Source organism: Rhodoferax fermentans (assembly GCF_002017865.1).
Classification (GTDB): Bacteria; Pseudomonadota; Gammaproteobacteria; order Burkholderiales; family Burkholderiaceae_C; genus Rhodoferax; species Rhodoferax fermentans.
Map to the genome: position 1 here is coordinate 2,304,676 of NZ_MTJN01000002.1, position 26,825 is coordinate 2,331,500.

Consider the following 26,825-nt stretch of genomic DNA (forward strand, 5'->3'; position numbering starts at 1 on the left):
ATATAGCGCGCAAACCCAGTTAGCGTGTTCGGTAAGCGCAGGCACCTACGGGACGATTGTGGGGACCTGGTGATCCCTGAGCTGCAACGCCAGGGGCTGTTTCGCACCGCGTATGAAAGCAAGACGCTGCTTGAGAACCTGGCAGGGCTGGGTTATGAGATTTGATCTTGCGACGTGTATAGAAAAGCGCGGTTTCTATACATATGCACTGTGACGTGTATAAAAATGGCGGGGTTTTTGAACAGTTTTTACCCCGTGAGGCCTTGAAATGCCCCTGATCCACCCGCTTGAACAATTGCTCTGCCTGGGAACTAGTGGAGCGTTGACACTGGCACAAATGCCCTGCACGAGGCGATCCATTAGGCCCTGAGGGCAAGCTCCACCATTTGGTCGTAGTGGCGTTGATCGTCTCGACGGAGCAGTTCAAGTAGGTCGCGCAGAACCGCAGGTGTTTCCAACAAGATGGTGGGATCGTGGTCGGGTTGCGCCACGACGTCCCCGTGCGAGTATGTGTGCAGGAACCTCAGCACACGAGCCTTGGAAGCATCGTCCCCATCAATCTCGCATAGCTTTCCGCGTAAGTCTCCTGAACGGCCCGGGACTCGGTACGCCAAATAGCTTTCTAGCAGGCGACGGGCCATGTTCGGCAATCCGTAGTGTTCCTCCAACCCTTGTCCCTGCTCTAGCCTTGAGGCCTCGTAGATTTTCTTGAAGAGGTAGTGATACTCGGACTCAAACTTGGTCAAGAAGGGATCCATGTTCCCCAGCTTGGCAGCCCGTTGTCCTTCATAGCTGGTTGCATGCAGCATGAAGAAACGTGCGGGAGGCTCCGTCCTCGGTCTCAGTCTCTTCGCAGCTACGTTCAGTGCGTCAAACCAGTCACGCACCTGGCGGAAGAAGCTGAAGTTGTGAGTCAGGATGAACAGCTGCTTGGCGTTCGCTGCTCGGGACTTCAAAAAACCGAAGGCACTAAAGAGAGAGTTGGCGTCCAGGCTGGACACCGGATCGTCGATCACCACGATGCCGTCCGCCAAGTCAAAGTCCGTCCCCTCTAGTGACTTCAAAAAGTAGAGGAACGCGACCGCCGTACGCTCACCATCACTTAGGTTGTTCGCGGGGCGCCCGCCACGCACGACGGTGTAGCCGTTGTGTTCAGGCACGAACTCAAGTTCCTCGCGGCCGAGATAAGCGGCCACCTCACTCGTGAGTTCCTCTGCTGGCAGTGCATGCTGTCGAACCTCCCGCTCAAGCTTCTGGATCTCTTGGCCTAAGCTTGCTGCAGCATCGCGCGCAGCATCATGTGCCGCCGTCGCCTGTTCCACTGCTGCACACCTTTCTCGCCATTGATCCAACACGCCGACCATTCCGTCACGGGCCAGACGGTCGCGCGCTGCCCTCACCTTCGCGTCATGCGAGGTTGTCAACTCGTTGTGCTTCTTGATCTGATCGTTTAGTGCTCCGAGTGCTTTTGTTCCTTCGAAGGACGCAACAAACTGGGCACTTTCCGCAGCAAAGGCGAGCACCCCAAGAATGACGGCGCCGAGACCGCTAGTCCCACTGTTTATGACCTGTTTTAGCAAGCTATCGAGCTCGATGCTCTTGAAGGGCTGCTCGCGCTTACTTTCCAGGGCCGACTTCAGTGCGCTTAACGCGCCGACAAGCGTACTGGCTTGTGTTCGCAACGACTTGAGCGCGTTCAGGTAGTCGGGTTGAAGCGTTTCGTAGAGTGCCTCGCGTGCAGGCGGAGTGAAGGAGTCGTTGAACTTTGATGCGGAATCGATCTCCAGCAGCAATGCGTCAATCGCTCGTTGCTGCTGATCGAACTCATCGTTGAAATGCGCCTCCAGATGCTCCAGTCTGTGCGGCGGGAGCGGTTGATCGCAAAACCTGCAGTTCTCGGTGGCACGGTCTCCCCGATGAAGCCCAAGACCCTGCCCCACCCAAGCGGCCACAGGCTGATCGTCGGCCAAGGACTGGACCACCGCCGAAACGACGGTCTTCCGCAACAGTACCTCGGTCTTGGCTCGAAGCAGCATCAGGTCAGGAAAGCGGACCGTCATTGTTTCAAGTGCAGGAAGCGGCCGGCTATCCTTCATCCTCACCAGCGCCGTGCGCTCCTCATCACTGAGACGGGCCTCCACAAGCTCTGCGCGGGCCAACCGCTCAATCTCAACCTTGAAGGGGCCAGCATTGAAATTGTTGTACGCCCCGCCAGCGGCCATCAGAAGTGTGCGAATGTCCCTGGCCTTCTCCGTAGCAAACGACTCACGAGCGTCGTTGGCGCCTTTCAGCAGCTGTGCTTGCCGAGCTTGCTCCTCGAGTTGCGACACCCGCCGAGCTTCAAGCTCAGCAATCAACCGCTGCTTCTCTGCACTGTCTTCACCGAAATAGTAGACCGGAGGAAACTGTCCAACACCAGTTTCGAACACAGCACGCCCCACGTACTCACGGTTGAACACCCGAACCTTGGGCACGGCAGGATCGTCGACATTCAGACCAAGAACTCGGTTGTCACCGAAGAAATACTCGACAGTGCCTTCCGCAAGCGCCTGCCGTCTCTCCAAGTGCTTCAGGAGCGTGGACAAGGTTGTCTTGCCCGAGCCGTTCCATCCGTAGATAACGTTGTACCGGCCGAAGTCGTTTAGGGCAACGCTGAACAAGTAGAGTCAAAGCAGGCCCCAGCGGTATCGAGAAACCGAAGTTGTCGAAATTGCGACCAGCTGAGCTCGCTTTTGCCCCCTTTGAGGCTGTTTCAGGGGGAATTCACCCCCTATTGCGCCCTCATGGACGCACCTGTGCCATCAGCCTTTGTCGGCAGAGATAGATGTTGGCCAGCGCCAAAGCAGTAAACGCCCGCGTGGCGTTCTTCTGCAACCCACGGTAACGCACCTTGCCAAAGCCCCACAGGCGCTTGACCACAGCAAATACATGCTCCACGCGTGAGCGGATCTTGGATTTGTTGCGGTTCTTGGCGCGAATGCCTTCATCGACCACACCAGAGCGGCGACTGCGCTGGTTGGTGAAGTCTTTGGCCTTGGGTGCTGCACTGCGGATCAGCTCCTTCTGGCTGGCGTAGGCACTGTCGCCATAGACGCGTTGCTCCTTGCCATGCAACAAACTGGGCAGTGGGTGTTTGTCATGCACGTTGGCTGCTGTGACCACCGCATGGTGGGCCAGACCACTTTGGCTGTCCACACCGATGTGCAACTTCATGCCAAAGTACCACTGTTGGCCCTTGCGGGTTTGGTGCATGTCCGGGTCGCGCGCCTTATTCGCATTCTTGGTGGAACTCGGTGCACCAATGATGGTGGCGTCCACAATGGTGCCGGTGTTGAGCTTGAAGCCCTTGCTTTGCAAGACAGCGCCTACTTGGGCAAACAGGGCTTGGCCAAGTTTGTGCTTGTTGAGGAGTTTGCGAAAGTTCAACACCGTGGTGGCGTCCGGCACAGATTCACGCCCCAGGTCAATGCCCACGAAGCGACGCAGGCTCACGCTGTCGTACAGAGCTTCTTCACAGGCCAGGTCTGCCAGGTTGAACCAGTGCTGGATGAAGTGGATGCGCAGCATACGCTCAAGCCCGATGGGGGGACGCCCATTACCGGCCTTGGGGTAAAACGGCTCGATGACTTCGCACAGAGCGGCCCAGGGAACGATGACTTCCATGGTCTTCAAGAACTCATCGCGCCGCGTGGGCTTGCGGTAGGTCTCAAAGCTTTGTTGTTCGGCCATGGCCAGAGTTTGTTGTTTCATCTGCATCTCCTGCTTGGGATGCCACGAACCATGCAAGTCATGGGCCAACTGGGGACTTGATCAGTGTTGCCTTAGGCCTGCAGGCCACGAAAAGTCCCGAAAGATGCGGTAGTTCCGCAGTCGGTGAATGCGCGTCAACAACTGAATGCTCCCTGAAGTTCTCTTGGTCGCTTCCTAGGCGATGTGTTCACGCAGTCCCAGGATGGCCTTGCAGCATAGTGCCCTATCGACCCATCACATTGTCTTCGAATTGCTGTTCACACAAACGCCCAGCGCTGTCGGCACCAGAGGCTCCATCGAACGCCCGGTCAAGGCAGCATCGCCCGTTCGAGTCGCAAGCCGCGAATGACTCAGATCAGCCTTCAGTCGATACATGCCCTCTGAATCCTATGCAACATTTGCAGCCAGCCCATGAAACCCTGCATATACGTTTCCAGCCATAAGGACATGACAAAACAGTCGTTTCGGTTTTGACTGAGTGCCTGCAAAATCGCACCCCCGCATTTTGTAATGCATGCGATCTCCATCGTCAGAAGTCACTCCACAGAACTACACCGCCAAGCGCAGCAGCCAACCCGTATGTTGACGGGCGCTGCGTTGTGGCAAACCCCCATGATTGAACTAGACAACATCCACCTCACCTACCCGGGCCATCCGGCGCCGGTGCACGCCCTGCGCGGTATTGACCTGCGGGTGCCTGCCGGTGAAATTTTTGGCGTGATTGGCCGCAGTGGTGCGGGCAAAAGCTCGCTGATCCGCGTTATCAACCTGCTCAACCGGCCCACCCAGGGCAAGGTGCGGGTGAACGGTGCCGACCTCACCGCCCTGTCCCAAACCGAGTTGCGCAGCGCCCGGCACCAGGTCGGCATGATCTTTCAGCATTTCAACCTGCTCTCCAGCCGAACCGTGTTCGAGAACGTGGCGCTGCCGCTGGAGCTGGTTCATGAGCGCCCGGACGTGATCCAACGCCGGGTCGATGAGCTGCTGGACCTGGTGGGCCTGTACGAGCTGCGCGACCGTTACCCGGCCCAGATCAGCGGTGGCCAGAAACAACGCGTGGGCATTGCCCGTGCGCTGGCCAACAACCCCAAGGTGCTGTTGTGTGACGAAGCCACCTCGGCGCTTGACCCCGAAACCACCCGCTCCATCCTGGCCCTGCTGCGCCAGATCAACCGCGACTTCGGCCTGACCATTGTGCTGATCACGCACCAGATGCAGGTGATCAAACAGGTGGCGGACCGCGTGGCGGTGATTGACGCCGGGGCGATCGTGGAGCAGGGCGCGGTGATGGAGGTGTTCACCAACCCGCAACAGACCATCACCCGCAGCCTGATCGACGAAATCTTGCCGCAGGAGCTGCCTGAGAGCGTGATCGCACGCATACGCCAGTTGATGAGCAGCGAGCCCAGCAACCAGGGGCAGCTGTTGCGCCTGGCGTTTTCGGGCGAGGACGCGACCAAGCCGCTGCTCTCAGACGTGATCCGCCGTTTTGGGCTGGACATCAACATCCTGCACGGCCAGGTCGATGACATTCAGGGCCAGCTGTTTGGCTCACTCGCGGTACACGCACGCGGCGCCAGCGACCAACTCAATGCGGCCATTGCCCACCTGCGCGAAGCCGGTGTGGTGGTGCACAACAAGGAACTGAGCCATGTTTGACACCTTCACCCCCCAACTGTTGGAGCTGTTTGCCACCTCGCTGTGGGAGACCATCATCATGGTCGCCATCTCCGGCGCAGTCGGTGCGGCGCTGGGCCTGCCGCTGGGCATCTTGCTGTACTTGACGCAGCCCCGTGGTGTGCTGGCCAACCCGCTGCTCAACCGGGTGCTCGGCACCACGGTGAACGCGGTGCGCTCCACACCGTTCATCATCTTGCTGGTGGCGATCATCCCGTTCACCCGGCTGCTGACCGGCTCCTCCATTGGCACCATGGCCGCCGTGGTGCCGCTGACGATTGCCGCCGCACCGTTTTTTGCCCGGCTGATCGAAACCGCCTTGCACGAGGTGGACCACGGTCTTGTCGAAGCTGCCCAGTCCATGGGCGCCAGCACCCGGCAGATTGTGCTCAAGGTGCTGCTGCCTGAGGCTTGGCCCGGCATTGTGGCGGCGTTGACCATCACCCTGGTGAGCCTGACCGGTTATTCGGCCATGGCCGGTGCGATTGGCGGCGGTGGCCTGGGTGACCTGGGCATCCGCTACGGTTACCAACGCTTTTTGCCCGAGGTGATGCTGGCCGTGGTGCTGGTGTTGATTGTTTTTGTGCAAGCCGTGCAAAGCCTGGGTGACTGGGCGGTGCGGCGACTCAGCCACAAATAGGTCGCCCCGATGTTGCTCAACCTCTGCTGCAAGAGATATGTTTTTTATAGCTGTTGGCCCTGATTGAATAAGGGCTAGAGGCCAATTTCTCTTAAATACTTAGTCATTCCACTCTTTTCACTTACACAGGACCCATCATGCAAAAACGCACCCTTCTCCAATCTGCCTTCGCCCTGGCTGTTGCCGCCACCCTGAGCAGCCCGCTGCTGGCGCAGGACAAACCGATCAAGGTCGGTGTCACCGCCGGTCCGCACGCCCAGATTTTTGAGCAAGTCAAGAAGATCGCCGAGAAAGACGGCCTCAAGATCCAGATCGTCGAGTTCAGCGACTATGTGCAACCCAATGCCGCCTTGGCTGCGGGTGACCTGGACGCCAACAGCTACCAGCACAAACCCTATCTGGACCAGCAGGTCAAGGACCGCGGCTACAAGCTGGTCAGCGCGGGTTACACCGTCAACTACCCGATTGGCCTGTACTCCAAAAAGGTCAAGAACCTGACCGACCTCAAGCAAGGCGCCAAGTTTGGCATCCCCAATGACCCAACCAATGGCGGGCGCGTGTTGCTGGTGCTGCAAGACAAAGGTCTGATCAAGCTGCGCCCCGAAGCTGGCCTGAAAGCCACACCGCTGGACGTGATTGACAACCCCAAGAAGCTGAAGTTTGTTGAGCTGGATGCCGCCCAACTGGCGCGCTCGCTCGATGACTTGGACGCTGCGGCCATCAACACCAACTTCGCCTTGTCGGCTGGCCTGAATCCAGCCAAGGACGCGATTGCCCAGGAAAGCGCCAAGAGCCCCTATGTCAACATCATTGTGGTGCGTGAGCAAGACAAGGACAAAGCTTGGGTGGCCAAGCTGGTCAAGGCCTACCACTCCGACGAGATTCGCAAGTACATCCAGACCGAATTCAAAGGCGCGGTGCTGGCCGGGTTCTAAGACCTGGCACGTTCTTACAATTTTCAAATAACACCGGCCTTCCCACTCTCACACAAGGAGCTCTTATGTCTGAATCCTGGAAATTTGAAACCAAATCGGTCCACGCGGGTTATTCACCTGACCCCACCACCAAGGCGGTGGCGGTGCCGATTTACCAGACCGCGGCCTACGCTTTTGACAGCGCGCAGCATGGCGCCGACCTGTTTGACCTGAAGGTGCCGGGCAACATCTACACCCGCATCATGAACCCGACCAACGATGTGCTGGAACAGCGCCTGGCCGCGCTCGAAGGTGGTTTGGCCGCGCTGGTGCTGGCGTCCGGCCAGGCGGCGGTGACCTACTCCATCCAGACCATTGCCGAGGCCGGTGACAACATCATTGCCAGCAGCGCCTTGTACGGCGGCACCTACAACCTGTTTGCCCACACCTTGCCACTCTCGGGCATCACCACGCGTTTTGCCGACCCGCGCAACCTGGCCAGTTTCGAGGGCCTGTTTGACGACAAGACCAAGGCGGTGTTCATCGAGTCCATCAGCAACCCGCAAGGTGCGGTGACCGACATCGCCGCCATTGCCGAGATCGCCCACCGCCATGGTGTGCCGCTGATTGTGGACAACACGGTGGCCAGCCCTTACCTGCTGCGCCCGTTTGAACACGGCGCCGACATCGTGGTGCATTCGCTCACCAAGTACCTCGGCGGTCATGGCACCAGCATTGGCGGCGCGATTGTGGACTCGGGCAAGTTCCCGTGGGCTGAGCACAAGGCCCGCTTCAAACGCCTGAACGAGCCCGACGCCAGCTACCACGGTGTGGTCTACACCGAGGCCCTGGGCGCTGCAGCCTACATCGGCCGTGCCCGTGTGGTGCCCTTGCGCAACACCGGTGCCGCGTTGTCGCCGTTCAACGCGTTCCTGATACTGCAAGGCATTGAAACCCTGGCCTTGCGCATGGACCGCATCAACGACAACACGCTCAAGGTGGCGCAGTTCCTCCAAAACCACGCCAAGGTGGCCTGGGTCAGCTACGCCGCGTTGCCCAGCCACCCTGATTACGCCCTGACCCAGAAATACCTGGCTGGCAAGGCCTCTGGCTTGCTGACCTTTGGTGTCAAGTCGGCGCCAGGTGAAGGCCGCAAGGCAGGTGCAGCGTTCCTGGATGCGCTGAACCTGTTCACTCGACTGGTCAACATTGGCGATGCCAAGTCCCTGGCCACCCACCCGGCCTCCACCACGCACCGCCAGTTGTCCCCCGCAGAACTGATCAAGGCCGGTGTGCCCGAAGACGCGGTGCGCCTGTCGGTGGGTATCGAGCACATCGACGACCTGCTGGTCGACCTGCAGTCGGCGCTGGCCGCTGTTTGAGCATCGGCAGGACAGGCCGCAACAGACACAGCAGCCCACTGGCGGGCTGTGCTGGCGCGGCCTGGCCTGCGTAGCGGGTGTGTGGTGTGACAAGCATGTCTGAATCGGTGGATTGGCTGGCAGACGGCTGCCCCTACAGCCACCGTTTTCAGGACAGATACCACTCCTGTACCGGTGGCCTGGTGCAGGCGCAGGGTGTTTTTTTGCGCGGCTGTGGTTTGCCACAGGGCTGGCACGGGCGGGACCACTTCACCGTGCTGGAAACCGGCTTTGGCCTGGGCCAGAACTTTCTGGCCACCTGGGCGGCGTGGTTGGCCGACCCGCAGCGCTGCAAACACCTGCACTTTGTCTCGGTAGAGGCCTACCCGGTGGCGGCTGCCGACTTGGTCCGTGCTGCGCAGGCGGCTGAGGCGGGACTGAGGGATCTGCACACCCCGATTGCGCCGCTGGCTGAAGAGCTTGCCAGTGTCTGGCAGAACCTGTCACCCGGCGTCCATCACTTTGATTTTTCACAAGGCCGGGTGCAGTTGACACTGGCTGTGGGTGATGTGGCCCAGATGTTGCCGCAGCTGGATGGGGTGGCTGACGCGGTGTTTCTTGATGGGTTCAGCCCCAGCATCAACCCGGACATGTGGTCAGCCGCCACCCTGCAGGCGGTGGCTTTGTTGTGTCGGCCTGGAACAACCCTGGCCACTTACACCATCGCCCGGCGCGTGCGTGACGGCTTAAAGACGGCCGGGTTTTCTGTCAAAAAATGCCCGGGTCTGCCGCCCAAGCGGGACCGGCTGGAGGCGGTGTTTATTGGCTCGCCTCACTCCGGCACATAAAACGTGGTTTTCTCGCGCACCTTGACCAGCTCTTCATCTGACCCAAGCTGCGTGACCTCCAGCTGGATCGGCAAGGTCTGTCCGGCCAGGCTGCTCGCGTCGGTGAATGGCAGGCGCACACTCAGGGGCACGGTGCGGGCCTCAACCGGGCCCAATGCCAGCTCCAGCGGTTCACCCAGGGACAAATCGGGGTGACCCAACACAGTCACCCGGTACCGCTGTACTTCTTCGGTGGCGTTCATGACATGCAAGCGGTAGACGTTTTCCACCGCGCCCCCATTCACCACCCGGGCCATCACACCCCGGTCACGCACCACATCCACGCGCATCGGGCTGCGCAGCGCGAGACTGCTCACAAAGGCCAGCACCGCTGCCAACAGCAAAGCCGCGTAAATCAGCACCCGTTTGCGCAACACCCGCTTGCGCAAAGTCGGCTGGTCCCAGCCGTTGGCCAGGCCGTTCTGGGTCGAATAACGGATCAGGCCCTTGGGGTAATTCATCTGCCCCATCACCGCGTCGCACACGTCAATACAGGCGGCGCAGCCAATGCAGTTGCTTTGTAAACCGTCGCGGATGTCGATGCCGGTCGGGCAGACCTGCACACACAGGGTGCAGTCGACGCAGTCGCCCAGGCCCAGCGCCTTGGGGTCGGCGCTGCGCGAACGTGCGCCGCGTGACTCGCCACGTGTTGTGTCGTAGCCGATAACCAGGGTGTCGCGGTCCATCATCGCGCCCTGAAAGCGCGCGTAGGGGCAGGCGTGTTTGCACATCTGCTCACGCAGATAGCCCGCATTGACATAGGTCGCCAGGCCATAAAACCCGACCCAGAACAGCTCCCACGGGGTCCAGGCCAGGGCCAGAGCTGTCGCGCCCAGGGTCTGGATCGGGGTGAAATAGCCCACAAAGGTGAAACCGGTCCACAGGCTGATCAACAGCCAGGCCGCTTGTTTGCCGCCCTTGCGCGCCATCTTTTCAGCTGTCCAGGGCATGGCATCGAGCCGTTTGCGGGCGTGGTGGCTGCCTTCCAGGCGCTGCTCCACCCACAGGAAAATCTCGGTGTAGACCGTTTGCGGGCAGGCAAAACCGCACCAGATGCGCCCGGCCACGGCCGTCACAAAAAACAGCAGCAAGGCAGCCAGCATCAACAACACCGCCAGGTAAATCAGGTCTTGCGGGTACAAGGCCAGGCCAAACAAGTAGAAGCGCTGCTGCCCCAGGTCAAACAACACCGCTTGGCGGTCGTTCCAGGACAACCAGGGCAGGCCGTAAAACACCAGCTGGGTCAGCCACACCGCCGCCCAGCGCCAGGCAGCAAAGCGGCCGGTGACGGCACGTACATAAATCTTGTTTTTGGCATCCATCACAAACAGGCCGCCCTCGGTGGCGCTGTTTGCAATGGGCAGGATGGGAATGGTCTTTCGTGACATACATCAAGGATGCCGCAGACGCATCTGAAATGGTAGATTCAGTTTCTGAGAAAAAAACCATATCAGTTGAGTCCATGAAACGTTACGAACACTATGCCCAGGACATCGCCCGGCTGATCAAGGCCCAGACCTTGCGCCCCGGTGACCGGTTGCCATCGGTTCGCCAGGCCAGTACCAGCCGCCAGATCAGCCCGGCCACGGTGTTTGCCGCCTACTACCTGCTCGAAGCGCAGGGTTTGATCGAGGCGCGCGCGCGTTCTGGCTACTACGTCAAGACACAAGCCCAGCCGCTGCAGGCCGAGCCAAGCACCGCTCCGCCCGGCACTGACGCCACCCCGGTCAACATCAGTGATCTGGTGTTTGAGGTGCTGGAGTCCACCCGCCAGCCCGATGTGGTGCCGCTGGGTTCGGCCTTTCCGAGCCCGGCGCTGTTCCCGCTGGACAAACTCGCGCGTTGCCTGACACCCGCGATGCGCCGACTGGAGCCCGAGCGCATGGTGGAAGACCTGACCCAGGGCAACGAGCGCCTGCGCCGCTTGATTTGCCTGCGTTATGCCAGCCACGGCACCACGCTGGCCATGGACGAGGTGGTGATCACCAACGGTGCGATGGAGGCCCTGAACTTATGCCTGCAGGCCGTGACCCAGCCCGGTGATGTGGTGGCCGTGGAGTCGCCCACGTTCTATTCGGCGTTGCAGGCGCTGGAGCGGCTCAAGTTGCGCGCGGTCGAGGTGGCGACCCACCCGCGCGACGGCATCGATTTGGCCTCGCTGGAGGCGGTGTTGCAGGCCCACCCGGTGAAAGCCTGCTGGTTCATGCCGAACTTCCAGAACCCGCTGGGCAGCCTGATGCCCGAACCCCGCAAACAGGCGCTGGTCCAATTGTTGGCAGAGCACCAGGTGCCGCTGATTGAAGACGACGTTTATGGCGAGCTGTACTTTGGCCTGAACCGCCCACCGCCCGCCAAGGCCTACGACCACCACGGTTTGGTGTTGCACTGCAGTTCGTTCTCCAAATGTCTGGCGCCGGGCTATCGGGTGGGCTGGGTGGCCGCTGGCCGGTTTGCCCGGCAGGTGCAGCGTCTCAAACTGATGACCACGCTGTCGAGTGCGATTCCTTCGCAGCTGGCGATCACAGACTACCTGCAAGGCGGCCAGTTTGAGCGCCACTTGCGCCAACTGCGCCTGAGCCTGGCCCAACAACAGGAGGTCGCCTTGAAGGTGATTGCCGCGCACTTCCCGCCTGGCACCCGAGTCACCCGGCCGCAAGGCGGCTATTTCTTGTGGCTGGAATTGCCACCGCAGGTGGATGCCCTGGTGTTACAGCGCCGGGCGCTGGCCGAACACATCAGCATCGCGCCTGGCCACCTGTTTTCTGCTGACCGGCGGTTTTGCCACTGCCTGCGGCTGAACTACGGCCAGCTCGCCGATGCGCGCTTTGAAGACGCGCTCAAACGGGTTGGCGAGCTGGCGTGTGAGTTGCTGAGCGGTTAAGCAGCAAGCCTGTTCTGCTACAACAGGCATAGCTACTAGCCCAGCATGCAAAAGGGCTGGAAGTCAAAATTATGCATAACGTGCAGGGCGACGCTGGTTCCACCTTGAGCCTCTTCTTGCCTGCCCGGTGTCGCCGCCAGATGGGCAAGGGGGCCAGCACAAGCGCTGACCCCCCTTGTCACCAAGACCGCTCAGTGGTTCATGCCGGGCATGTTGCCCATGTCATGCACTGCGGGTGCCACCTGCTGCATCAGCAGCGACGGATCCAGCATGCCAAAGATCATGGCCACGTGCGCCACCACGAGGAAGATCGCGACAAAGGTGGCGTGTAACTTGAGCTTGCCCTCCTCTGTGCGTCCTTTGCCGATCAGCCCCAGGTCAAGCAAGGCCAGGCCCAGCAGCGGCACGATGCCCGACAGGTAAAACCCCACGGCAATCACGTCTGCCGCACCACGCCAGCCACCCGAGGTGGTCAGCGGGATCACGGCGGTGGCCATCAGGTAGACAAACACGCCACAAAAATACACACCGCCCACAATGCTGGCGCTGCGATTGATTTTGCGCACGCCGCCGTGGAATTGGCGAGAGAAAAGGATGTACAGCTCGGTGATGGCCACGGTTTCGGCCAGGATGACCGGGATGGCCATAAACAGGATCAGGTTCCAGGGCTGGTTTTGCGCCAGCAACTCCATGTAATGCGTCATAGACACGATGAATTCTCCAAATGTGAACGAGTGAAACGACCACCCTGCAGCATGCAAGGAGGTCACAGCAAGAACAGGAGAATCAGACGCGAGGGGGTTTGAGTTCGGGCGCGGCAACTTGGCTGGCCATCGGCGCAGCCGTCCAGTTCGGCAGGGCCATAGCGCTTGAGATCGCCACAACGCTGCTCAGGGGTCTGGCCAAACCCACACACAGGCAGGCACACACCGCACAGCTGGTGCAACTGGAGCAGTTGGAGGTTTCAGTGTTGCAGGGCGCCTGCGTGTCAGCTGAACCAGCCACTGCCTGCAAGTCCGCCACGGGTATCGCAGCCGAGTGGTGTGACGCCGCAGAAACGCTGGGCGAGGACATTGGCTCACACGCCCGAGCTGACGCCGCCACCAGCACAAACAGGGTGACAAAAACAAACAGCAGTCTGGTGCAAAACGACATGCGGGCGGTGTTCAGAAGGAGCGCTCATTGTAGGAGGGCGCTGCCAAAGAGCGGCCGACCAAGCTTTTGATATGTCGGAATCCAGATAAGCAAATAGAAATTAAGTCGTTTGTGTTTGAACCGAGCCCTCTCACAATGCGGCCTTGTTTCGTTCTTAACCTTCATCAAGCACCGCACATCATGGTCCCGATCGTCATCGTCCCTGGCTGGCAAGACTCGCCACCCGGCCACTGGCAAAGCCTCTGGGCAGCGCAGTTGCCGGGTGCGGTGCGGGTGCAGCAGGACGACTGGCACACACCTTCGCGTGAAGCCTGGGTGGCGTCGATCAGCCGCACCATCCTGGCGCAAGACCGACCCGTGGTGGTGGTGGCGCACAGCCTGGGTTGTATCGCCGTCACCCATTTGCCAACTGAGGTGACGGCCCACATCCAGGGCGCCTTGTTGGTGGCCCCGGCCGACCCCGAGCGCCGGGGGGTGCTGGCTGACTTTGCCCCGGTGCCTTACCAGCGCCTGCCTTACAGCAGCATCTTGGTGGCCAGCAACACCGACCCGTTCTGCCCGGTGCGCACCGCTGGTGCTTATGCCCGTGCCTGGGGCAGTGAATTTGTTCGGCTGCAAAATGCCGGCCACATCAACCTGGACGCGGGCTTTGGCCCCTGGCCACTGGGGCTGGCGCTGCTGCAGTCACTGATCATCGAGGCCGACAGCCAGACACCGCCGGTGGCTGTAGCCGCCTGATACCTATCACAAGCCTTTTGATATCACCTCTTTTTCTGCCAAGGACACCCATGAAATTTAAACAAAATATCACTCTAGCCCTTGCGGCCATTGGGCTGACAGCTACAACTTTTGTGTCTGCACAGACCACCTTGTTGAACGCCTCCTACGATGTGGCGCGCGAGTTCTACAAGGACTACAACACCGCTTTTGTCGCCAACTACAAAAAAACCACCGGCAAGGACGTCAAGATTGACCAGTCGCATGGCGGCTCCAGCGCCCAGGCGCGTGCGGTGAATGACGGGCTCGACGCCGATGTGGTCACCATGAACACGACCACCGATGTGGATTTCCTGGCCAGCAGCGGCATCGTGGCCAAGGACTGGGCCAAACGCTTCCCGCACAACGCAGCACCGACCTCGTCAACCATGTTGTTCCTGACGCGCAACGGCAACCCCAAAGGCATCAAGGACTGGAACGACCTGGTCAAACCCGATGTGAAGGTGATTGTGGTCAACCCCAAAACCGGTGGCAACGGCCGCATGGCCTACCTGGCGGCCTGGGGTTATGTGCGCAAGACCGGTGGCACCGATGCACAGGCAGCCGAGTTTGTGGGCAAGTTGTTCAAGAACGTGCCGGTGTTGGCCAAGGGTGGGCGTGATGCGACCACCATCTTTTTGCAACGCAATATCGGTGACGTGTTGATCACGTTTGAATCGGAAGTGGTGTCGGTGGACCGCGAGTTTGGCGCGGGCAAGGTCGATGCCATCCACCCCTCGGTCAGCATCATTGCGGAGAACCCGGTCGCGGTGGTGGAGCGCAGCGTGGCCAAAAAAGGCACGGCTGAGCTGGCCAAGGCCTATCTGACGTACCTGTACTCCGACGAAGCTCAGGAGATTGCCGCCAAACACGGTATTCGCCCGAGCAACCCCAAGATCCTGGCCAAGTACAGCAGCACCTTCAAGCCGATCCAGCTGTTTGCGGTGAGTGATTACTTTGGTTCGTTGACCGAAGCGCAAAAAGTGCACTTCAACGACGGTGGCCAGTTCGACAAGCTTTACACCGTCAAGTAAACCGCCTTTTCTGATCTGTGCCACTGGTCAGTCCGCGCAAAGTGCGGTCTGGCCGGGCCAGCCTGGCTTACATGACGGCGGGCAGGATCAGCATGCACTGGACACCCCATGACCACCGCAACCATACCCATCTCGCCCCAAGCGCTGGCCGGAACGGGCAAGCGCCCGGCCAGACGCGTGCTGCCGGGCTTTAACCTGACGCTGGGCTACACGCTGTTTTACCTGAGCCTGATTGTGCTGATCCCGCTGTCGGCCTTGTTGTTCAAGACCTTCACTCTGACCTGGGCCGAGTTCTGGACCGCAGTGGCCAGCCCGCGCGTGTTGGCCGCCTATCGGCTGACCTTTGGTGCCTCGTTCCTGGCGGCGCTTTTTAATGTGTTTGCCGGGCTGCTGCTGGCATGGGTGCTGGTGCGTTACGACTTTTGGGGCAAAAAGATCATCGACGCGCTGGTGGATCTGCCCTTTGCGTTGCCCACCGCCGTGGCGGGCATCTCGTTGACCGCCCTGCTGGCGGGCAATGGCTGGGTTGGCCAGTATCTGGAGCCACTGGGCATCCAGCTGGCGTTCAACGCCAATGGCGTGGTGATTGCGCTGATTTTCATCAGCCTGCCGTTTGTGGTGCGCACGGTACAGCCGGTGCTCGAAGACGCAGAAAAAGAACTCGAAGAAGCCGCCACCTGCCTCGGTGCCTCACGTTTCCAGACCTTTCGGTATGTGATTTTTCCGGGCATTGCGCCCGCGTTGTTGACCGGTTTTGCCATGGCTTTTGCGCGGGCGGTGGGTGAATACGGCTCGGTGATTTTTATCGCTGGCAACATGCCCATGGTGTCCGAGATCACCCCGCTGATCATCATCGGCAAGCTGGAGCAATACGACTACGCTGGTGCCACCGCTGTGGCTACGGTGATGCTGGGTATCTCCTTTGTGCTGTTGCTGGTCATCAATGGCCTGCAAAGCTGGCAGCGCCGCCGCGCCGGAGGCAAGACATGAGCACACGCACATTGCGCCGCGCGGATGCCGGCACCACCGAGCCCACCTGGGTGCGCTGGTCACTGATCACACTGGCCCTGGCTTTTGTCTTTTTGTTTTTGCTGTTGCCACTGGCGGCGGTGTTCACCGAAGCCTTGCGCAAAGGCCTGCCCGCCGCGCTGGAAGCGCTGCGCGAACCCGACGCCTGGAGCGCGATCCGCCTGACCCTGCTCACTGCCGCCGTGGCGGTGCCGCTGAACCTGGTGTTTGGTGTGGCGGCGGCCTGGGCCGTGGCCAAGTACGAGTTCAAGGGCAAGGCGTTTTTGACCACGCTGATAGACCTGCCGTTCTCGGTCTCACCGGTGGTGGCGGGTTTGATCTATGTGCTGATGTTTGGTGCGCAGGGCTGGATTGGGCCCTGGCTGGCCGAGCACGACATCAAAATTGTGTTTGCCGTACCCGGCATCATTCTGGCCACGGTGTTTGTCACCTTCCCGTTCATCGCGCGTGAGCTGATTCCGCTGATGCAGGCGCAGGGCACCGACGAGGAACAAGCGGCCATTGTTCTGGGCGCCACCGGTTGGCAAACCTTTTGGCACGTGACCCTGCCCAACATCAAGTGGGGCTTGGTCTACGGTGTGATCTTGTGTAACGCTCGCGCCATGGGTGAGTTTGGCGCGGTGTCGGTGGTCTCAGGCCACATTCGCGGCCAGACCAACACGCTGCCTTTGCATGTGGAGATTTTGTACAACGAATACCAGTCTGTGGCTGCTTTTGCGGTAGCGTCCTTGTTGGCATTGCTTGCGCTGCTCACTTTGTTGATCAAGTCGGTGGTTGAGTGGCAGTTTGAACGCGACCAGAAGGCCGCTGCTGACCTGCCGCCTGAGCGGCCCAGCACATGATGCACACCCCAGGCTTCGCGCACTTCGTGTCGCCAGACCACCCCCTTGCAGGGCAACACCTGTGGCCCGGCAGAGCCGACTCCATGGTGTTTCTGGCCTGACAGCAGCTCACACCCACATTGCTTTTTCTAGAGAGTTTCTATGAGCATCGACATCCGCAACGTCAGCAAAGACTTTGGCAACTTTCACGCCCTGCGTGATGTGTCCCTTGAGATCAACTCGGGCGAACTGGTCGCCCTGCTGGGGCCATCCGGTTGCGGCAAGACCACTTTGTTGCGCATCATCGCCGGGCTGGAAACAGCGGACCGGGGCCACATCCTGTTCAACGGCGCTGACACCACCGACAAACATGTGCGCGAGCGCAATGTCGGGTTTGTGTTCCAGCATTACGCGTTATTTCGCCACATGAGTGTGTTTGACAACGTGGCTTTTGGCCTGCGCATGAAGCCCAAGGCGATCCGCCCCTCAGAGGCGGTGATCAAGGACAAGGTGCACGAACTGCTGGGCCTGGTGCAGCTTGACTGGCTGGCTGACCGTTACCCGTCCCAGCTGTCGGGTGGGCAACGCCAGCGGATTGCCCTGGCGCGTGCGCTGGCCGTGGAGCCGCAGGTGCTGCTGCTCGACGAGCCCTTTGGCGCGCTCGATGCCAAGGTGCGCAAGGAATTGCGCCGCTGGTTGCGCCGCTTGCATGACGATTTACATGTGACCAGCATTTTTGTCACCCACGACCAGGAAGAAGCGCTGGAGGTGGCAGACCGGGTGGTTTTGATGAACAGCGGCCAGGTCGAGCAGATCGGCTCGCCACAAGAGGTCTGGGACCACCCGGCCAGCCCGTTTGTGTATGGCTTTTTGGGCGATGTGAACCTGTTCCATGGCCGTGCCCATGAGGGGGAGATGCTGATTGGTGAAGACCAGCAGGGTCTGCGCCTCGTCACCCCCGAACACAGCACGGTGCAAGACAGCAAGGCCTTTGCCTATGTGCGTCCGCACGATCTGGAAGTGCAGCGGTATGTGGCCAGCGCCAATGCGGCACAACCAGTCAGTGGCATCGTCGCCAAATTGACCCGCGCCATGGTGGTTGGGCCCACAGCCCGACTGGAGCTGGTGCCTGCTGATGCCACCGCTGCCGGCAGTGGCGACATCATCGAAGCCCATATCCCGGCCCAGCTCTACCGCGACCAGGGCTTTCAGGAAGGTGACACGGTGTTGTTGACACCGCGCCGGGCACGGGTGTTTGTGGCCGAGGGTGAGGGGATTTAAGGACGCCAGGCCTCGACCCGCGCCACCAGGGCAGCCACAGCCGGGTCGGCCAGTGGGGCGGCAGCCGGGTCTGCCAATGCCGCGCGTACCAGCCGCTCCAGGGTGTGAGCTTGTGGCGTGATCGTGCCAAAAAAGTGGGGCGCAGCACCCCGGCTCAGCAGCAGGGTGGGGAAGTTCTCCACATCCAATGGGTCCAGCACCTCGGACTCGTCTTCGATGTCGAGCCAGAGAAATTGGGTGTGCGGGTGATCCGCCTGCACATTGGCCTGCACCTGGGCGAACGTGCTGCGGTATTGTTCACAGACGTTGCACCAGGCGGCACACAGGCAAACCACCAGCAGCGCATCGGGGTAAGGGGAAGTTGTTGACATCAGTTCAGAATGGTCCAGATCACATCAGGGCTGGGGTGCTGCCAAGAGTGCCGTGACCCGGGTGGCGACCGCGTCAAACTCTTCAGCTGGCACGGGCCGTGAAAAATAATAACCCTGTGCATAGTGGCAGCCCATGCGTTGCAGCGCCGTCAAATGGCTTTGTAACTCCACCCCTTCGGCGACTATATCCAGGCCCAGGCTGCGGCCCATGGCGATGATGGCGCCCACCAGAGTGTGTTCGTTGCTGCCGTCTTGCATGTCACGCACAAAGGACTTGTCGACCTTCAAGGTGTCCACCGGAAACAGTTTGAGGTAAGACAGTGAGGAGTAACCGGTGCCAAAGTCATCCAGGTAGACCTTGAACCCCAGTTCATGCACCGCATTGAGCCAGCCTAGCGACTTCTCGATGTCATGCAGCATCACGCCTTCGGTGATCTCCAGCGCCAGTTTCGAGGGTGAAATGCTGTAGCGCCGCGCCATCTCCTGCAGTTTGGCCGGTGGTAACCCGTCCGGGATCTGCCTGCCGGAGACATTGAGCGACAAGCTGTAGTCCAAGCCCTGGTTTTGCCAGCTGACCAGTTGCTGACAGGCCACGTCCAGCATCATCAGACCCATCTCGACCACCAAGCCGGTTTTTTCGGCCAGCGGGATGAAGCTGTCGGGCATGACCAGGCCACGGGTCGGGTGGCGCCAGCGGATCAGGGCCTCGGCACCACACAGGCGTTGGGTCACCAGATCAATGACCGGCTGGTAAAACAACACGAACTCATGGTTGCGGATGGCACTGCGCAGGTCACGTTCCATGTGCCGGCGTTGTTCTGCGGCTTCGGTCAGCAGCGGGTTGAAGAACACATGGCTGTCGCCGCCCGCCGATTTGGCGCTGTCCATGGCCAGCTCCGCCTGGCGCAGCAGCGATGGCACATCAAAGCCGTCACTCGGGAACAAGGCCACGCCAATGCTGGCATGCAGGCTGATCGGAGAACCATCCACAAAATAGGGCTGGCGGATCGCCTGCACGATGCGGCTGACAATGCGGTCAACGGCTTCACCCTGGGTGATGTGGTTCAAGATGATGCCGAAGTTGTCCGCACTCAGACGGGCCAGGGTGTCGTCACTGTTGACACAGGCCGACAGTCGGCGGGTGGTGGCCTGCAGGATCGCATCACCAGCGGGTAGCCCCATGCCTTCGTTGATGCGCCGGAACTCATCCAGGTTCACCAGCAAGAGCGCAAAACCACCTTGTTTGGACGCCGCATAGTCCTGCACATAGGCGTGCAGCCGGTCTTGCAAACCCTGGCGGTTGGCCAGGCCGGTGAGCAGGTCGGTGATGGCCAGTTGCCTGGCCGAGGCTTCCGACTCCTTGAGGTGGCTGACGTCGTGCATCACACCTTGCAGCAGCTTGTCACCCACGCAGCGCAGCACCATGTTGATCCAGCTGCGCCCACTGCCAGGCATCTGCACCTGCAGGTCCTGGGTCACCGCGGTGTTCTGCCGTAACGCGCTTTGCAGCAGCCCGTCCATCTGGCCCGGGCTCTGCCAGGGCAGCTGTTTGATGTTGAGTGCGGGCAACATCCCGTGTGAAGACTGCTGGCTGATGCCAAACAGCCCCGCAAAAGCCGGATTCCAGGATGACAAGTCCCCGTGATCGTCCATCAGGAACAGGCCCGACTCGGCGTTGTCAAAAATGGTGTGGAACTTCTTCTCGTCGATTTCACCCTGCAAACGCAGTTCACGTTCGGTCGCCAGGGCGCCGGTCAGGCGGTCCGACAAGGCGTTGATGTCCACCACCAGCTGGCCGATTTCGGTGTTGCCATGCCTGGCCGGTATGGCGAGGCGCTCACCTGCCGTGGGGTCCATCCGGTGCAGGCGGTCCGACATGGCCTGTATCGGGCGCACGATGAACAACAGCATCATCAGCACCACCGCAAAGGTCACCATGCCCAGCTGCCAGCTGAGCTGAATCGCCGCAAGCCAAACCTCTTCACTGATACGGGCGTTGATCACCTTGGGATCGGGGGTGAGCACAATCCGGCCGACCAGTTTCTGCTTGTCAAAGGGGGAGTAGATCAGGCGCTTGAGTGAGGGGCCGCTGGTGGCGCCGGTGGACGGCCCACGGCGTTTGTCTGCCAGCAATTCTTCTTCGGTCGAGATGCTGACCGCCAGCACATCGGAGTTGTTCAACAGCCCCTGCGCCAGCTCGTAGGCCAGCGTCTGGTCTTTGACGAAACACGCCACCGCCAGGGTGCTCTCCATGGTGTCAAGCAGCTCGGCCAGACGTGTCTGTGACGCCAGATGGGCACGTTGGCTGGTGGCATGGGCGGTGTAGGCCACGGCAATCAAACCGGCCAGCAGGGATGTGGCGATCACCGCCAAGGTCGAGCGCACCAACAATCCGCGCAGGCGCCAAGCCGCCGTCAGTGCGCGTGGGGGCTGCCTCATCGAGGGAATTCCATCACGATGCGAAAACGCCGGTCGACCTGGCTGCGATCAATGTAGGCAATGCCGCCCGGCTGATCCGCCAACAAGAGCATCACCTCATTGGCGTTGGCTGCCTGCAGCGGAGGTGAGGTTTTGCCGGAGAACAGCAGGCGAGCCCAGTAGGCACTGATCTCATTGGGTTCTTTGTTGACCAGCTTGCGGTAAAACTCGGTACGCAGGGCCGTGTTCTCAGGCTGGTCAATGGGCACGGCTGTGCCACCTGTGGGCAGTCTGCGGTAACGCCCCAGGAAAATATTGACAACATCGTCCTGGCCAAGCCGGGTGATGGTGCTGGCGGTACTCACCACCACCACCGGTTCGGCGCAGCCAACTGCGCCTAGCCCCAACAGCGCCACGAACAAGCTTGCTTGCCAGATTTTCATGGTCGGTCAGAACACAAAATCCAGCGTCAAGCTGAAGACGGTCATGCGGCCATCCCAGTCGGACTCAACATTTTTGAACGGGAAACTGGATGTTGGTTTGCCATGCACCCAGTCCACCTGGGCCTTGAGGGCCAGATTTTTTTGCACGTCCCAGCGACCACCCACGGTGTAGGTGTTCTGGTTGGTGACACTTTTCGCTACCAGCAAGGAGGTCAGCGAATTGACGCCTGGCACTGCGCTGGAGGGCAGTTTTTCCAGATCGGAGAAACTGCGTGACACGCCCAGGTAGGGTGTCACCGAACCCAAGCGGTAGGCTGCCAATGCATAAGCGGCTTTGGTGTCGGCATAGGCTGCACCGTCGTGCTTGATCTGATTCAACATCAGTTGCACGTTCAGGGGGCCCTGGTCATACACCAGCCCAAGCGAGTTGAAGGTCGTCCGGCTATCTGCCATGGCCATTTGCGGCACCAAGGACAGATAGGAGACACCCTGCAGGGGATTGCCAATGGACCGCAACAAGGCGTCGACCGGCATTTCATGGTTGAAGCGCACCTGGACATGGCTCAAGCGAACCTGCCAGGGGCCAACGCTGTAATCCAGGTTTCCCCCCATCAAGGTGGAACCATGCAGGTCCCACAGGATGCTGGGTGCATAAGGCGTTTTTTCAGGCGACTGACCCCAGAAAACTTTGCCCATGAGCAAGCCCGACGCCACCGGCAGGGTGGCACTCATGTCCACACCATCGATGTAGGAGAACACCAGCGAACCGTAAAAATCGGGCGTTGGTCGCACACTGATATTGGAGTAACCCACCAACCGGGAGTCGCCCAGCATGTAGAACTCGGTGCCCAGGCGTCCCGCACGCAGGGAAAGATCGGAGGAAAAATCGTGCCGCAAAAACGCCCAGGTCAGTTCTGGCCGGTAACTGGAGTCGGCGTGGTAGCGGGTCACCGCCTGCACCACAGCTTCGGTACTGGGGCTGAGCTGGACATTGGCCTGCAGGCCCAGAAGGCTGTCGACCTTGCTGGTCCAGCGTGTGCCAGCGCCATTGGGTTGCGACAGATCTCGCACAAACTGGGCGCTGTCGGTGTCCGCGCGGGTGGCACCAAGGGTGCCAAAACCATGCAGGCTGATGCTGGGCCAATCAGGCGCAGCCAGCCCATCCTGCGCCCAGACCCCGCCCGGACAGCTCAGACTCAGAAAGACCGATGCGCTGACGCCAAGCCGTTGCCAAAGTGGCCAAGGCTTGTTTGCGCGATAAGGATGAGCGATGTGCATGCTGATAGACCAACCCCGATGCCGACACCCCTCTACAACAAGGGCAGTGATGGCAAAAAGAGTGTACCAAAATTGAACAAGCATCGGGCCAAGAATTGACCCAGTTGCACACCCTTAATCGGGTCTACTCAACACGCATCTGCACCAGAAAACCCCAATCGGGCCGGGTGCCTCGGGCACCCGTGGTGCGAAAGACCTCAGTCGCCGAAAGCAATGCCGAGGTCACGCCCGGTTTGCAGGGAGTCACAGTCCATCGGCACGTTGCGGATGTGGCCCGCGACTTCTTCCAGCGTCACATAGTCCACACCGTTGACACCGAGGGACACCATCACGCCGGTTTGGCCTGCATCCAGCGCGCGCACAGCAGCGGCACCAAAACGCAGGGCCGCCAACCGGTCAAACGCGGTGGGGCTGCCGCCACGCAACAGGTGACCCAACACCACCACGCGGGTGTCCTTGCCGGTGCTCCTGCCCAAGGCTTCGGCCACACTCTCGCCAACGCCGCCCAGACGCTCAGCGCGACCTGTCTCAGCCGGCGCCAGCAGTTCGCGTTTGCCGTCCTTGGCCAGGGCACCCTCGGCCACCACCACGATGGAGTACAGGTGACCTTCGGCCTCGCGTTTCAGGAGCTTGGCCGTGACCTGGTCCAGGTCAAACGGGATCTCCGGGATCAGGATGGCGTGGGCGTTGCCAGCAATGCCAGCGTGCAGGGCAATCCAGCCGGCGTAACGGCCCATCACCTCGACCACCATCACACGCTGGTGGCTCTCGGCGGTGCTGTGCAGTCGGTCGATACATTCCGTGGCAAAACCCACGGCGGTATCAAAACCGAAGGTGGTGTATGTTTTGTCCAGGTCGTTGTCAATGGTCTTGGGCACACCCACCACCCGCAGGCCCTTGCGGTGCAGCGCATCGGCAATGGTCAGGGAGCCATCCCCACCGATGGACACCAGCGCGTCGATCTCGTGTGTGGCGAAATAGGTCAGCAACTCGTCCGAGCGATCAATCTCGCGCGTTGTGCCGTCGGGCATGTTGACCGGGAAATGCAGTGGGTTGCCCTTGTTGGTGGTGCCCAGAATGGTGCCGCCCAGGTGACCGATACCCCGCACCTTGTCACGGGTCAGGCGGTAGACACCGCCTTCGGGGTAACGCTCGGGGAACATGATGCCGTTGAACCCGTCGCGAATGCCATAACACTGCCAGCCCAGGTTGTCGGCGGCGATCACCACCGATTGAATCACGGCGTTCAGGCCGGGGGCGTCACCGCCGCCTGTGCAGACGGCAATACGTTTGATAGGTTTAGTCATGCGAAGGGTCCTCAGTTAAATTTGATCTTTGGTCCAGTGTCTGAATTGTGCCGTAAGCACTCGGCCATTTGTACCCCGCCAGTTACATTCGTAAAACAACTTGATGTCAATAAAAATAGCTATTCGCCCTTTATTGATAAGGGCTAGAGGGCATTTTTCCACTTTATTCACTGGGAACCCATAGGCTGCAGGCGGCCCAGCTTGTGGGCCAGTTCAATGGCTGAGCTGACCCCCATCTTTTCGAAAATGTTGGCGCGGTGAAACTCCACCGTGCGCGCGGTGATGCCCAGGTGCTCGGCAATGGTCTTGTTGTAGTGGCCGCGAATCAGCTCGTCGAGCACCTCGCGTTCGCGTGGGCTCAAGACCGCCAGCGCCTGGCGCAGGCGTTTGGCTTCGGCATCATCGTCCTGCACCGCGCTGGCGGCCACCAGCGCCTGCGCCACCCGGTCCACCAGTTCGTTGTCCTGGAAGGGTTTTTCCAGAAAGTCCCAGGCGCCGTTCTTGACCGCCGCCACCGCCATGCTGACATCGCCATGGCCGGTCAGAAACAGCACCGGCCAGGGACAACGCAGCAGTTTGAGCTGCTCAAAAGTGGCCAGGCCCGACAAGGGCGCCATGCGCAGGTCCATCAAGACCACCGAGGCCTCCCAGGCACCGGTTCGCTGACGCAACGCGTCGAGAAAAGGCGCCCCACCGTCCCAGGTGGTGGGTGTGTAATCACGCGAGTCAAACAGCCAGGCCAGGCCGTCGCGGACGTCGGGGTCGTCATCAACAATGTGCAATCCAGGTCGTTTCATGGTGTTCCCTCATGCAGTTGCGCCGGCCCTTGGGCCAGCGGCAGGTAGACGGTAAACCGGGCACCGCCCAGCACCGGGTCGCGCCCGACCTCCAGGCGACCGTGGTGGGCCTCGACGATCGAGCGGCAGATCGCCAGCCCCATGCCCATGCCACCTTCCTTGTGGCTGACAAAGGCGTTGAAGATGCTCGACAGCGCCTCGTCGCTGACCCCTGGTCCGGTGTCAGACACCGACAGGGCGGCCAGACCGTGTGCAGGGTCCTGGCGCAAATCGATCCACACCTGGGCCGGGGTGCTGCCGTGGGGCGCCCAGTCCTGCGCGTTGCCCACCAGGTTGTTGACCAGATGCTCCAGCAGCAGTTCGTCGGCCTCCACCCACATCGGCTGCGCTGGCGCCAGCCACTGCGCGGGTGTGCCGTCGCCTTCGCTGCGCGCCGCCAGCACACGGGTCAGACACGCCACCAGATCGAGCCGCTGGCGCACCAGTTCACGGCGCCGGGCAAAGTCATTGACACGCCGGATGATGCCGCCCGCCCGGTCCGCCAGACGCGCCATGCGTTGCACCACCGGCAACAACTCGTTCAGGGTGATCGTGCTGTCGGCCAGGCGGTTGAGCAGGCCATTGGCAAAACTGCTGAGGGCACCCAGCGGCTGGTTGAGCTCGTGTGCGAGCGTCGAGGCTACCTCGCCCACCGCAATCAGCCGGCCCGAGGCCTCCAATTTTTCCTGCTGCTGGGCGGCCATGCGCTGGGCACGTTTGCGCTCGCTGATGTCCAGCACCGAGCTCATCCAGCCGATCTGCTCGCCATCAGCGGTCGTCAGCGGTGATTCGTGGATCAACACATCAATCAGGTGGCCGTCTCGGTGAGCAAACTGCACCTCCACCCCATTGCCCGAGGTACCGCGCGCGATGATGCCCTCGTGCACCTGGACCAAAAAATCATGCTGATCGGGTGGCCAGTATGGGAACGGCATCTTCAGACCCAGCAACTCGTTGGCACTGTAGCCCACCAGGCGTGTGAAAGCCTCGTTGACATACAAGATGTGGCCCTGCAGATCCCAGGCGCGCAAACCGGTGGTGACCGAGTTTTCCATCGCGGTGCGCAGCGCCACCTGGGCCTGCAGCAAGGCCTGCACCTGGCGGCGTTTGACAAAGTCGCGCCGCAGCGCAAACAGGGCCACCAGCATGCCCAGCAAAAACAGCAGGGCCACCAAAAAAAAGACCCTTGGCACGGTGGTGGGCTCGGCCTGGGTGCGATCGACCTGGACAAACAAATCGGTGCCCGGCAGGTTCAGCGCCACACGGTAGCCAGAGCGGCTGGCTGCGGCGTCATCCACGATCAGACGCACCTGGTGGTCTTGCGAAAACCAGGTCGGTATCAGCGCGGCCAAGGCGCGCTCCAGGGACACTGCGGCCAGGTAGTTGCCAACAAACTGGCCGCGGTCAAAAAACGGCACGGCCAGCCACACCACATCGGTGGGAGAACCGTCCGCGCGCAACATCACACCGGCGAAGGCGGCGCGGCGCAACCCTTCGGTGGTGGCCTGCATGGTTTGCTGCGCCTGGGCGTTGGCCGGGTGGGCCACAGCGTCGCTGAACCAGCGCGATGGCCCGCCCGAAGCAGCCACAGACTGGCCAACCGCGATCCAGCCGCGGTCCAGCAACACCCCTGGCTCCAGCGACAACAATCCCCCTTTGGGCACCGCTGGTGGCGTCAGGTTGGCCGCCGGACTGGCCGCCTGGCGTGCCAGCACCAGCAGGTCATCTTCCAGGCGACGAAAGTGGAACTGCACACTTTGCTCCAGCCACTGCGCGTCGGCGGCGCGGCGGCGGGCTGACTCTTCGGCCTCAAAATTGTTCAGGTACAGCAGCAGCGTGACCACCGAGCCCAGCAGCAGCGCCAGCAGCCCGAGCAGCCACCACACCGCCCGGCGGTTGCGCCCAGGCTGGCGCGATACCGACTGCTGTAGCAGGGCAAAGTCCAGGGCATGGTCAGCGGCGGGTGGGGCAGAACGTGGCATGTGC

General features: G+C 60.9%; 23 protein-coding genes. 11 read left to right on the forward strand and 12 right to left on the reverse strand.

The window, feature by feature from the left end:
- Positions 1-359: 359 nt before the first annotated feature.
- Both RF819_RS10840 and RF819_RS10845 read right to left on the reverse strand, forming a co-directional pair.
- Positions 360-2,660, reverse strand: a complete 2,301-nt coding sequence (locus tag RF819_RS10840; RefSeq protein ID WP_143541675.1) for an AAA family ATPase — start codon at positions 2,658-2,660, stop codon at positions 360-362.
- A 121-nt stretch (positions 2,661-2,781) separates the two neighbouring features.
- On the reverse strand, positions 2,782-3,750 hold the full coding sequence (locus tag RF819_RS10845; protein ID WP_078366726.1) for an IS5 family transposase: 969 nt from the start codon (positions 3,748-3,750) through the stop codon (positions 2,782-2,784).
- A 612-nt stretch (positions 3,751-4,362) separates the two neighbouring features.
- Between RF819_RS10845 and RF819_RS10850 the strand changes: the two genes are divergently transcribed.
- The 5 genes from RF819_RS10850 (at position 4,363) to mnmC2 (ending at position 9,190) form a co-directional block, all read left to right on the forward strand.
- A complete protein-coding gene (locus RF819_RS10850) occupies positions 4,363-5,409 on the forward strand; it encodes a methionine ABC transporter ATP-binding protein (RefSeq protein WP_078365000.1) in 1,047 nt (348 codons plus the stop codon).
- On the forward strand, positions 5,402-6,067 hold the full coding sequence (locus tag RF819_RS10855) for a methionine ABC transporter permease (protein WP_078365001.1): 666 nt from the start codon (positions 5,402-5,404) through the stop codon (positions 6,065-6,067). Before RF819_RS10850 ends, RF819_RS10855 begins: the two co-directional genes overlap by 8 nt.
- Before the next feature lie 137 nt (positions 6,068-6,204).
- Positions 6,205-7,002 carry a MetQ/NlpA family ABC transporter substrate-binding protein gene (locus RF819_RS10860; protein WP_078365002.1) on the forward strand — a complete coding sequence of 266 codons (798 nt, stop codon included), beginning with the start codon at positions 6,205-6,207 and terminating at the stop codon, positions 7,000-7,002.
- A 65-nt stretch (positions 7,003-7,067) separates the two neighbouring features.
- Positions 7,068-8,363, forward strand: coding sequence for an O-acetylhomoserine aminocarboxypropyltransferase/cysteine synthase family protein (locus tag RF819_RS10865; protein WP_078365003.1), 1,296 nt, complete (start codon positions 7,068-7,070; stop codon positions 8,361-8,363).
- 95 nt (positions 8,364-8,458) lie between these two features.
- Entirely contained in the window at positions 8,459-9,190 is a 732-nt protein-coding gene (mnmC2, locus tag RF819_RS10870) for a tRNA (5-methylaminomethyl-2-thiouridine)(34)-methyltransferase MnmC2 (protein ID WP_078366899.1), read from the forward strand.
- On the opposite strand, the gene ccoG is transcribed toward mnmC2, so the two are convergent.
- The gene (ccoG, locus tag RF819_RS10875; protein WP_078365004.1) at positions 9,175-10,617 is read right to left on the reverse strand and encodes a cytochrome c oxidase accessory protein CcoG; all 1,443 of its coding nucleotides are present in this window, start codon (positions 10,615-10,617) and stop codon (positions 9,175-9,177) included. The two genes, mnmC2 and ccoG, sit on opposite strands and share 16 nt — an antisense overlap.
- A 74-nt stretch (positions 10,618-10,691) precedes the next feature.
- On the opposite strand from ccoG, the gene RF819_RS10880 reads away from it, so the two are divergent.
- The gene (locus RF819_RS10880) at positions 10,692-12,110 is read left to right on the forward strand and encodes an aminotransferase-like domain-containing protein (protein WP_078365005.1); all 1,419 of its coding nucleotides are present in this window, start codon (positions 10,692-10,694) and stop codon (positions 12,108-12,110) included.
- A gap of 191 nt (positions 12,111-12,301) precedes the next feature.
- Here RF819_RS10880 and RF819_RS10885 read toward each other — a convergent pair whose 3' ends face one another.
- Positions 12,302-12,814, reverse strand: coding sequence for a DUF6803 family protein (locus tag RF819_RS10885; protein WP_143541825.1), 513 nt, complete (start codon positions 12,812-12,814; stop codon positions 12,302-12,304).
- An 82-nt stretch (positions 12,815-12,896) separates the two neighbouring features.
- A complete protein-coding gene (locus RF819_RS10890; protein ID WP_078365007.1) occupies positions 12,897-13,265 on the reverse strand; it encodes a hypothetical protein in 369 nt (122 codons plus the stop codon).
- A 180-nt stretch (positions 13,266-13,445) separates the two neighbouring features.
- Between RF819_RS10890 and RF819_RS10895 the strand changes: the two genes are divergently transcribed.
- The 5 genes from RF819_RS10895 (at position 13,446) to RF819_RS10915 (ending at position 18,186) form a co-directional block, all read left to right on the forward strand.
- Positions 13,446-14,003, forward strand: a complete 558-nt coding sequence (locus tag RF819_RS10895) for an RBBP9/YdeN family alpha/beta hydrolase (protein WP_078365008.1) — start codon at positions 13,446-13,448, stop codon at positions 14,001-14,003.
- A 50-nt stretch (positions 14,004-14,053) separates the two neighbouring features.
- Positions 14,054-15,055, forward strand: a complete 1,002-nt coding sequence (locus RF819_RS10900) for a sulfate ABC transporter substrate-binding protein (RefSeq protein WP_078365009.1) — start codon at positions 14,054-14,056, stop codon at positions 15,053-15,055.
- A gap of 108 nt (positions 15,056-15,163) precedes the next feature.
- Positions 15,164-16,045 (forward strand): sulfate ABC transporter permease subunit CysT, encoded by an 882-nt coding sequence (gene cysT / locus RF819_RS10905; RefSeq protein ID WP_078365010.1) that lies wholly within the window; start codon positions 15,164-15,166, stop codon positions 16,043-16,045.
- Complete coding sequence (gene cysW, locus RF819_RS10910; RefSeq protein ID WP_078365011.1) at positions 16,042-16,926, forward strand: sulfate ABC transporter permease subunit CysW; 885 nt, start codon at positions 16,042-16,044, stop codon at positions 16,924-16,926. The genes cysT and cysW overlap by 4 nt, the downstream gene beginning before the upstream one ends.
- Positions 16,927-17,067: 141 nt before the next feature.
- Positions 17,068-18,186 (forward strand): sulfate/molybdate ABC transporter ATP-binding protein, encoded by a 1,119-nt coding sequence (locus RF819_RS10915; protein WP_078365012.1) that lies wholly within the window; start codon positions 17,068-17,070, stop codon positions 18,184-18,186.
- Here RF819_RS10915 and RF819_RS10920 read toward each other — a convergent pair.
- The 7 genes from RF819_RS10920 to RF819_RS10950 form a co-directional block, all read right to left on the reverse strand.
- Positions 18,183-18,557 carry a thioredoxin family protein gene (locus RF819_RS10920; protein ID WP_078365013.1) on the reverse strand — a complete coding sequence of 125 codons (375 nt, stop codon included), beginning with the start codon at positions 18,555-18,557 and terminating at the stop codon, positions 18,183-18,185. The two genes, RF819_RS10915 and RF819_RS10920, sit on opposite strands and share 4 nt — an antisense overlap.
- Positions 18,558-18,581: 24 nt before the next feature.
- Entirely contained in the window at positions 18,582-20,996 is a 2,415-nt protein-coding gene (locus RF819_RS10925; RefSeq protein WP_078365014.1) for a putative bifunctional diguanylate cyclase/phosphodiesterase, read from the reverse strand.
- Positions 20,993-21,418: a hypothetical protein gene (locus RF819_RS10930; protein WP_078365015.1), complete on the reverse strand. Its 426-nt coding sequence runs from the start codon at positions 21,416-21,418 to the stop codon at positions 20,993-20,995. The genes RF819_RS10925 and RF819_RS10930 overlap by 4 nt, the downstream gene beginning before the upstream one ends.
- A 6-nt stretch (positions 21,419-21,424) precedes the next feature.
- A complete protein-coding gene (locus tag RF819_RS10935; RefSeq protein WP_078365016.1) occupies positions 21,425-22,696 on the reverse strand; it encodes a hypothetical protein in 1,272 nt (423 codons plus the stop codon).
- A 197-nt stretch (positions 22,697-22,893) separates the two neighbouring features.
- On the reverse strand, positions 22,894-24,003 hold the full coding sequence (locus RF819_RS10940; protein ID WP_078365017.1) for a 6-phosphofructokinase: 1,110 nt from the start codon (positions 24,001-24,003) through the stop codon (positions 22,894-22,896).
- Between the two features lie 167 nt (positions 24,004-24,170).
- Complete coding sequence (locus tag RF819_RS10945) at positions 24,171-24,800, reverse strand: response regulator transcription factor (RefSeq protein WP_078365018.1); 630 nt, start codon at positions 24,798-24,800, stop codon at positions 24,171-24,173.
- Positions 24,797-26,821 (reverse strand): two-component system sensor histidine kinase NtrB, encoded by a 2,025-nt coding sequence (locus RF819_RS10950; protein WP_158081263.1) that lies wholly within the window; start codon positions 26,819-26,821, stop codon positions 24,797-24,799. The genes RF819_RS10945 and RF819_RS10950 overlap by 4 nt, the downstream gene beginning before the upstream one ends.
- Positions 26,822-26,825: the final 4 nt, after the last annotated feature.

Excerpts from the sequence above, each read along its gene's own strand:
- mnmC2 (WP_078366899.1), top strand. The coding sequence starts at position 8,459 with ATGTCTGAATCGGTGGATTGGCTGGCAGACGGCTGCCCCTACAGCCAC.
- cysT (WP_078365010.1), top strand. The coding sequence starts at position 15,164 with ATGACCACCGCAACCATACCCATCTCGCCCCAAGCGCTGGCCGGAACG.
- RF819_RS10920 (WP_078365013.1), bottom strand. The coding sequence starts at position 18,557 with ATGTCAACAACTTCCCCTTACCCCGATGCGCTGCTGGTGGTTTGCCTG.
- RF819_RS10860 (WP_078365002.1), top strand. The coding sequence starts at position 6,205 with ATGCAAAAACGCACCCTTCTCCAATCTGCCTTCGCCCTGGCTGTTGCC.
- ccoG (WP_078365004.1), bottom strand. The coding sequence starts at position 10,617 with ATGTCACGAAAGACCATTCCCATCCTGCCCATTGCAAACAGCGCCACC.
- RF819_RS10930 (WP_078365015.1), bottom strand. The coding sequence starts at position 21,418 with ATGAAAATCTGGCAAGCAAGCTTGTTCGTGGCGCTGTTGGGGCTAGGC.
- RF819_RS10915 (WP_078365012.1), top strand. The coding sequence starts at position 17,068 with ATGAGCATCGACATCCGCAACGTCAGCAAAGACTTTGGCAACTTTCAC.
- RF819_RS10850 (WP_078365000.1), top strand. The coding sequence starts at position 4,363 with ATGATTGAACTAGACAACATCCACCTCACCTACCCGGGCCATCCGGCG.
- RF819_RS10935 (WP_078365016.1), bottom strand. The coding sequence starts at position 22,696 with ATGCACATCGCTCATCCTTATCGCGCAAACAAGCCTTGGCCACTTTGG.
- RF819_RS10925 (WP_078365014.1), bottom strand. The coding sequence starts at position 20,996 with ATGAGGCAGCCCCCACGCGCACTGACGGCGGCTTGGCGCCTGCGCGGA.
- RF819_RS10885 (WP_143541825.1), bottom strand. The coding sequence starts at position 12,814 with ATGACGCATTACATGGAGTTGCTGGCGCAAAACCAGCCCTGGAACCTG.
- RF819_RS10940 (WP_078365017.1), bottom strand. The coding sequence starts at position 24,003 with ATGACTAAACCTATCAAACGTATTGCCGTCTGCACAGGCGGCGGTGAC.
- RF819_RS10880 (WP_078365005.1), top strand. The coding sequence starts at position 10,692 with ATGAAACGTTACGAACACTATGCCCAGGACATCGCCCGGCTGATCAAG.
- RF819_RS10890 (WP_078365007.1), bottom strand. The coding sequence starts at position 13,265 with ATGTCGTTTTGCACCAGACTGCTGTTTGTTTTTGTCACCCTGTTTGTG.
- RF819_RS10865 (WP_078365003.1), top strand. The coding sequence starts at position 7,068 with ATGTCTGAATCCTGGAAATTTGAAACCAAATCGGTCCACGCGGGTTAT.
- RF819_RS10845 (WP_078366726.1), bottom strand. The coding sequence starts at position 3,750 with ATGAAACAACAAACTCTGGCCATGGCCGAACAACAAAGCTTTGAGACC.
- cysW (WP_078365011.1), top strand. The coding sequence starts at position 16,042 with ATGAGCACACGCACATTGCGCCGCGCGGATGCCGGCACCACCGAGCCC.
- RF819_RS10895 (WP_078365008.1), top strand. The coding sequence starts at position 13,446 with ATGGTCCCGATCGTCATCGTCCCTGGCTGGCAAGACTCGCCACCCGGC.
- RF819_RS10945 (WP_078365018.1), bottom strand. The coding sequence starts at position 24,800 with ATGAAACGACCTGGATTGCACATTGTTGATGACGACCCCGACGTCCGC.
- RF819_RS10900 (WP_078365009.1), top strand. The coding sequence starts at position 14,054 with ATGAAATTTAAACAAAATATCACTCTAGCCCTTGCGGCCATTGGGCTG.
- RF819_RS10855 (WP_078365001.1), top strand. The coding sequence starts at position 5,402 with ATGTTTGACACCTTCACCCCCCAACTGTTGGAGCTGTTTGCCACCTCG.
- RF819_RS10950 (WP_158081263.1), bottom strand. The coding sequence starts at position 26,821 with ATGCCACGTTCTGCCCCACCCGCCGCTGACCATGCCCTGGACTTTGCC.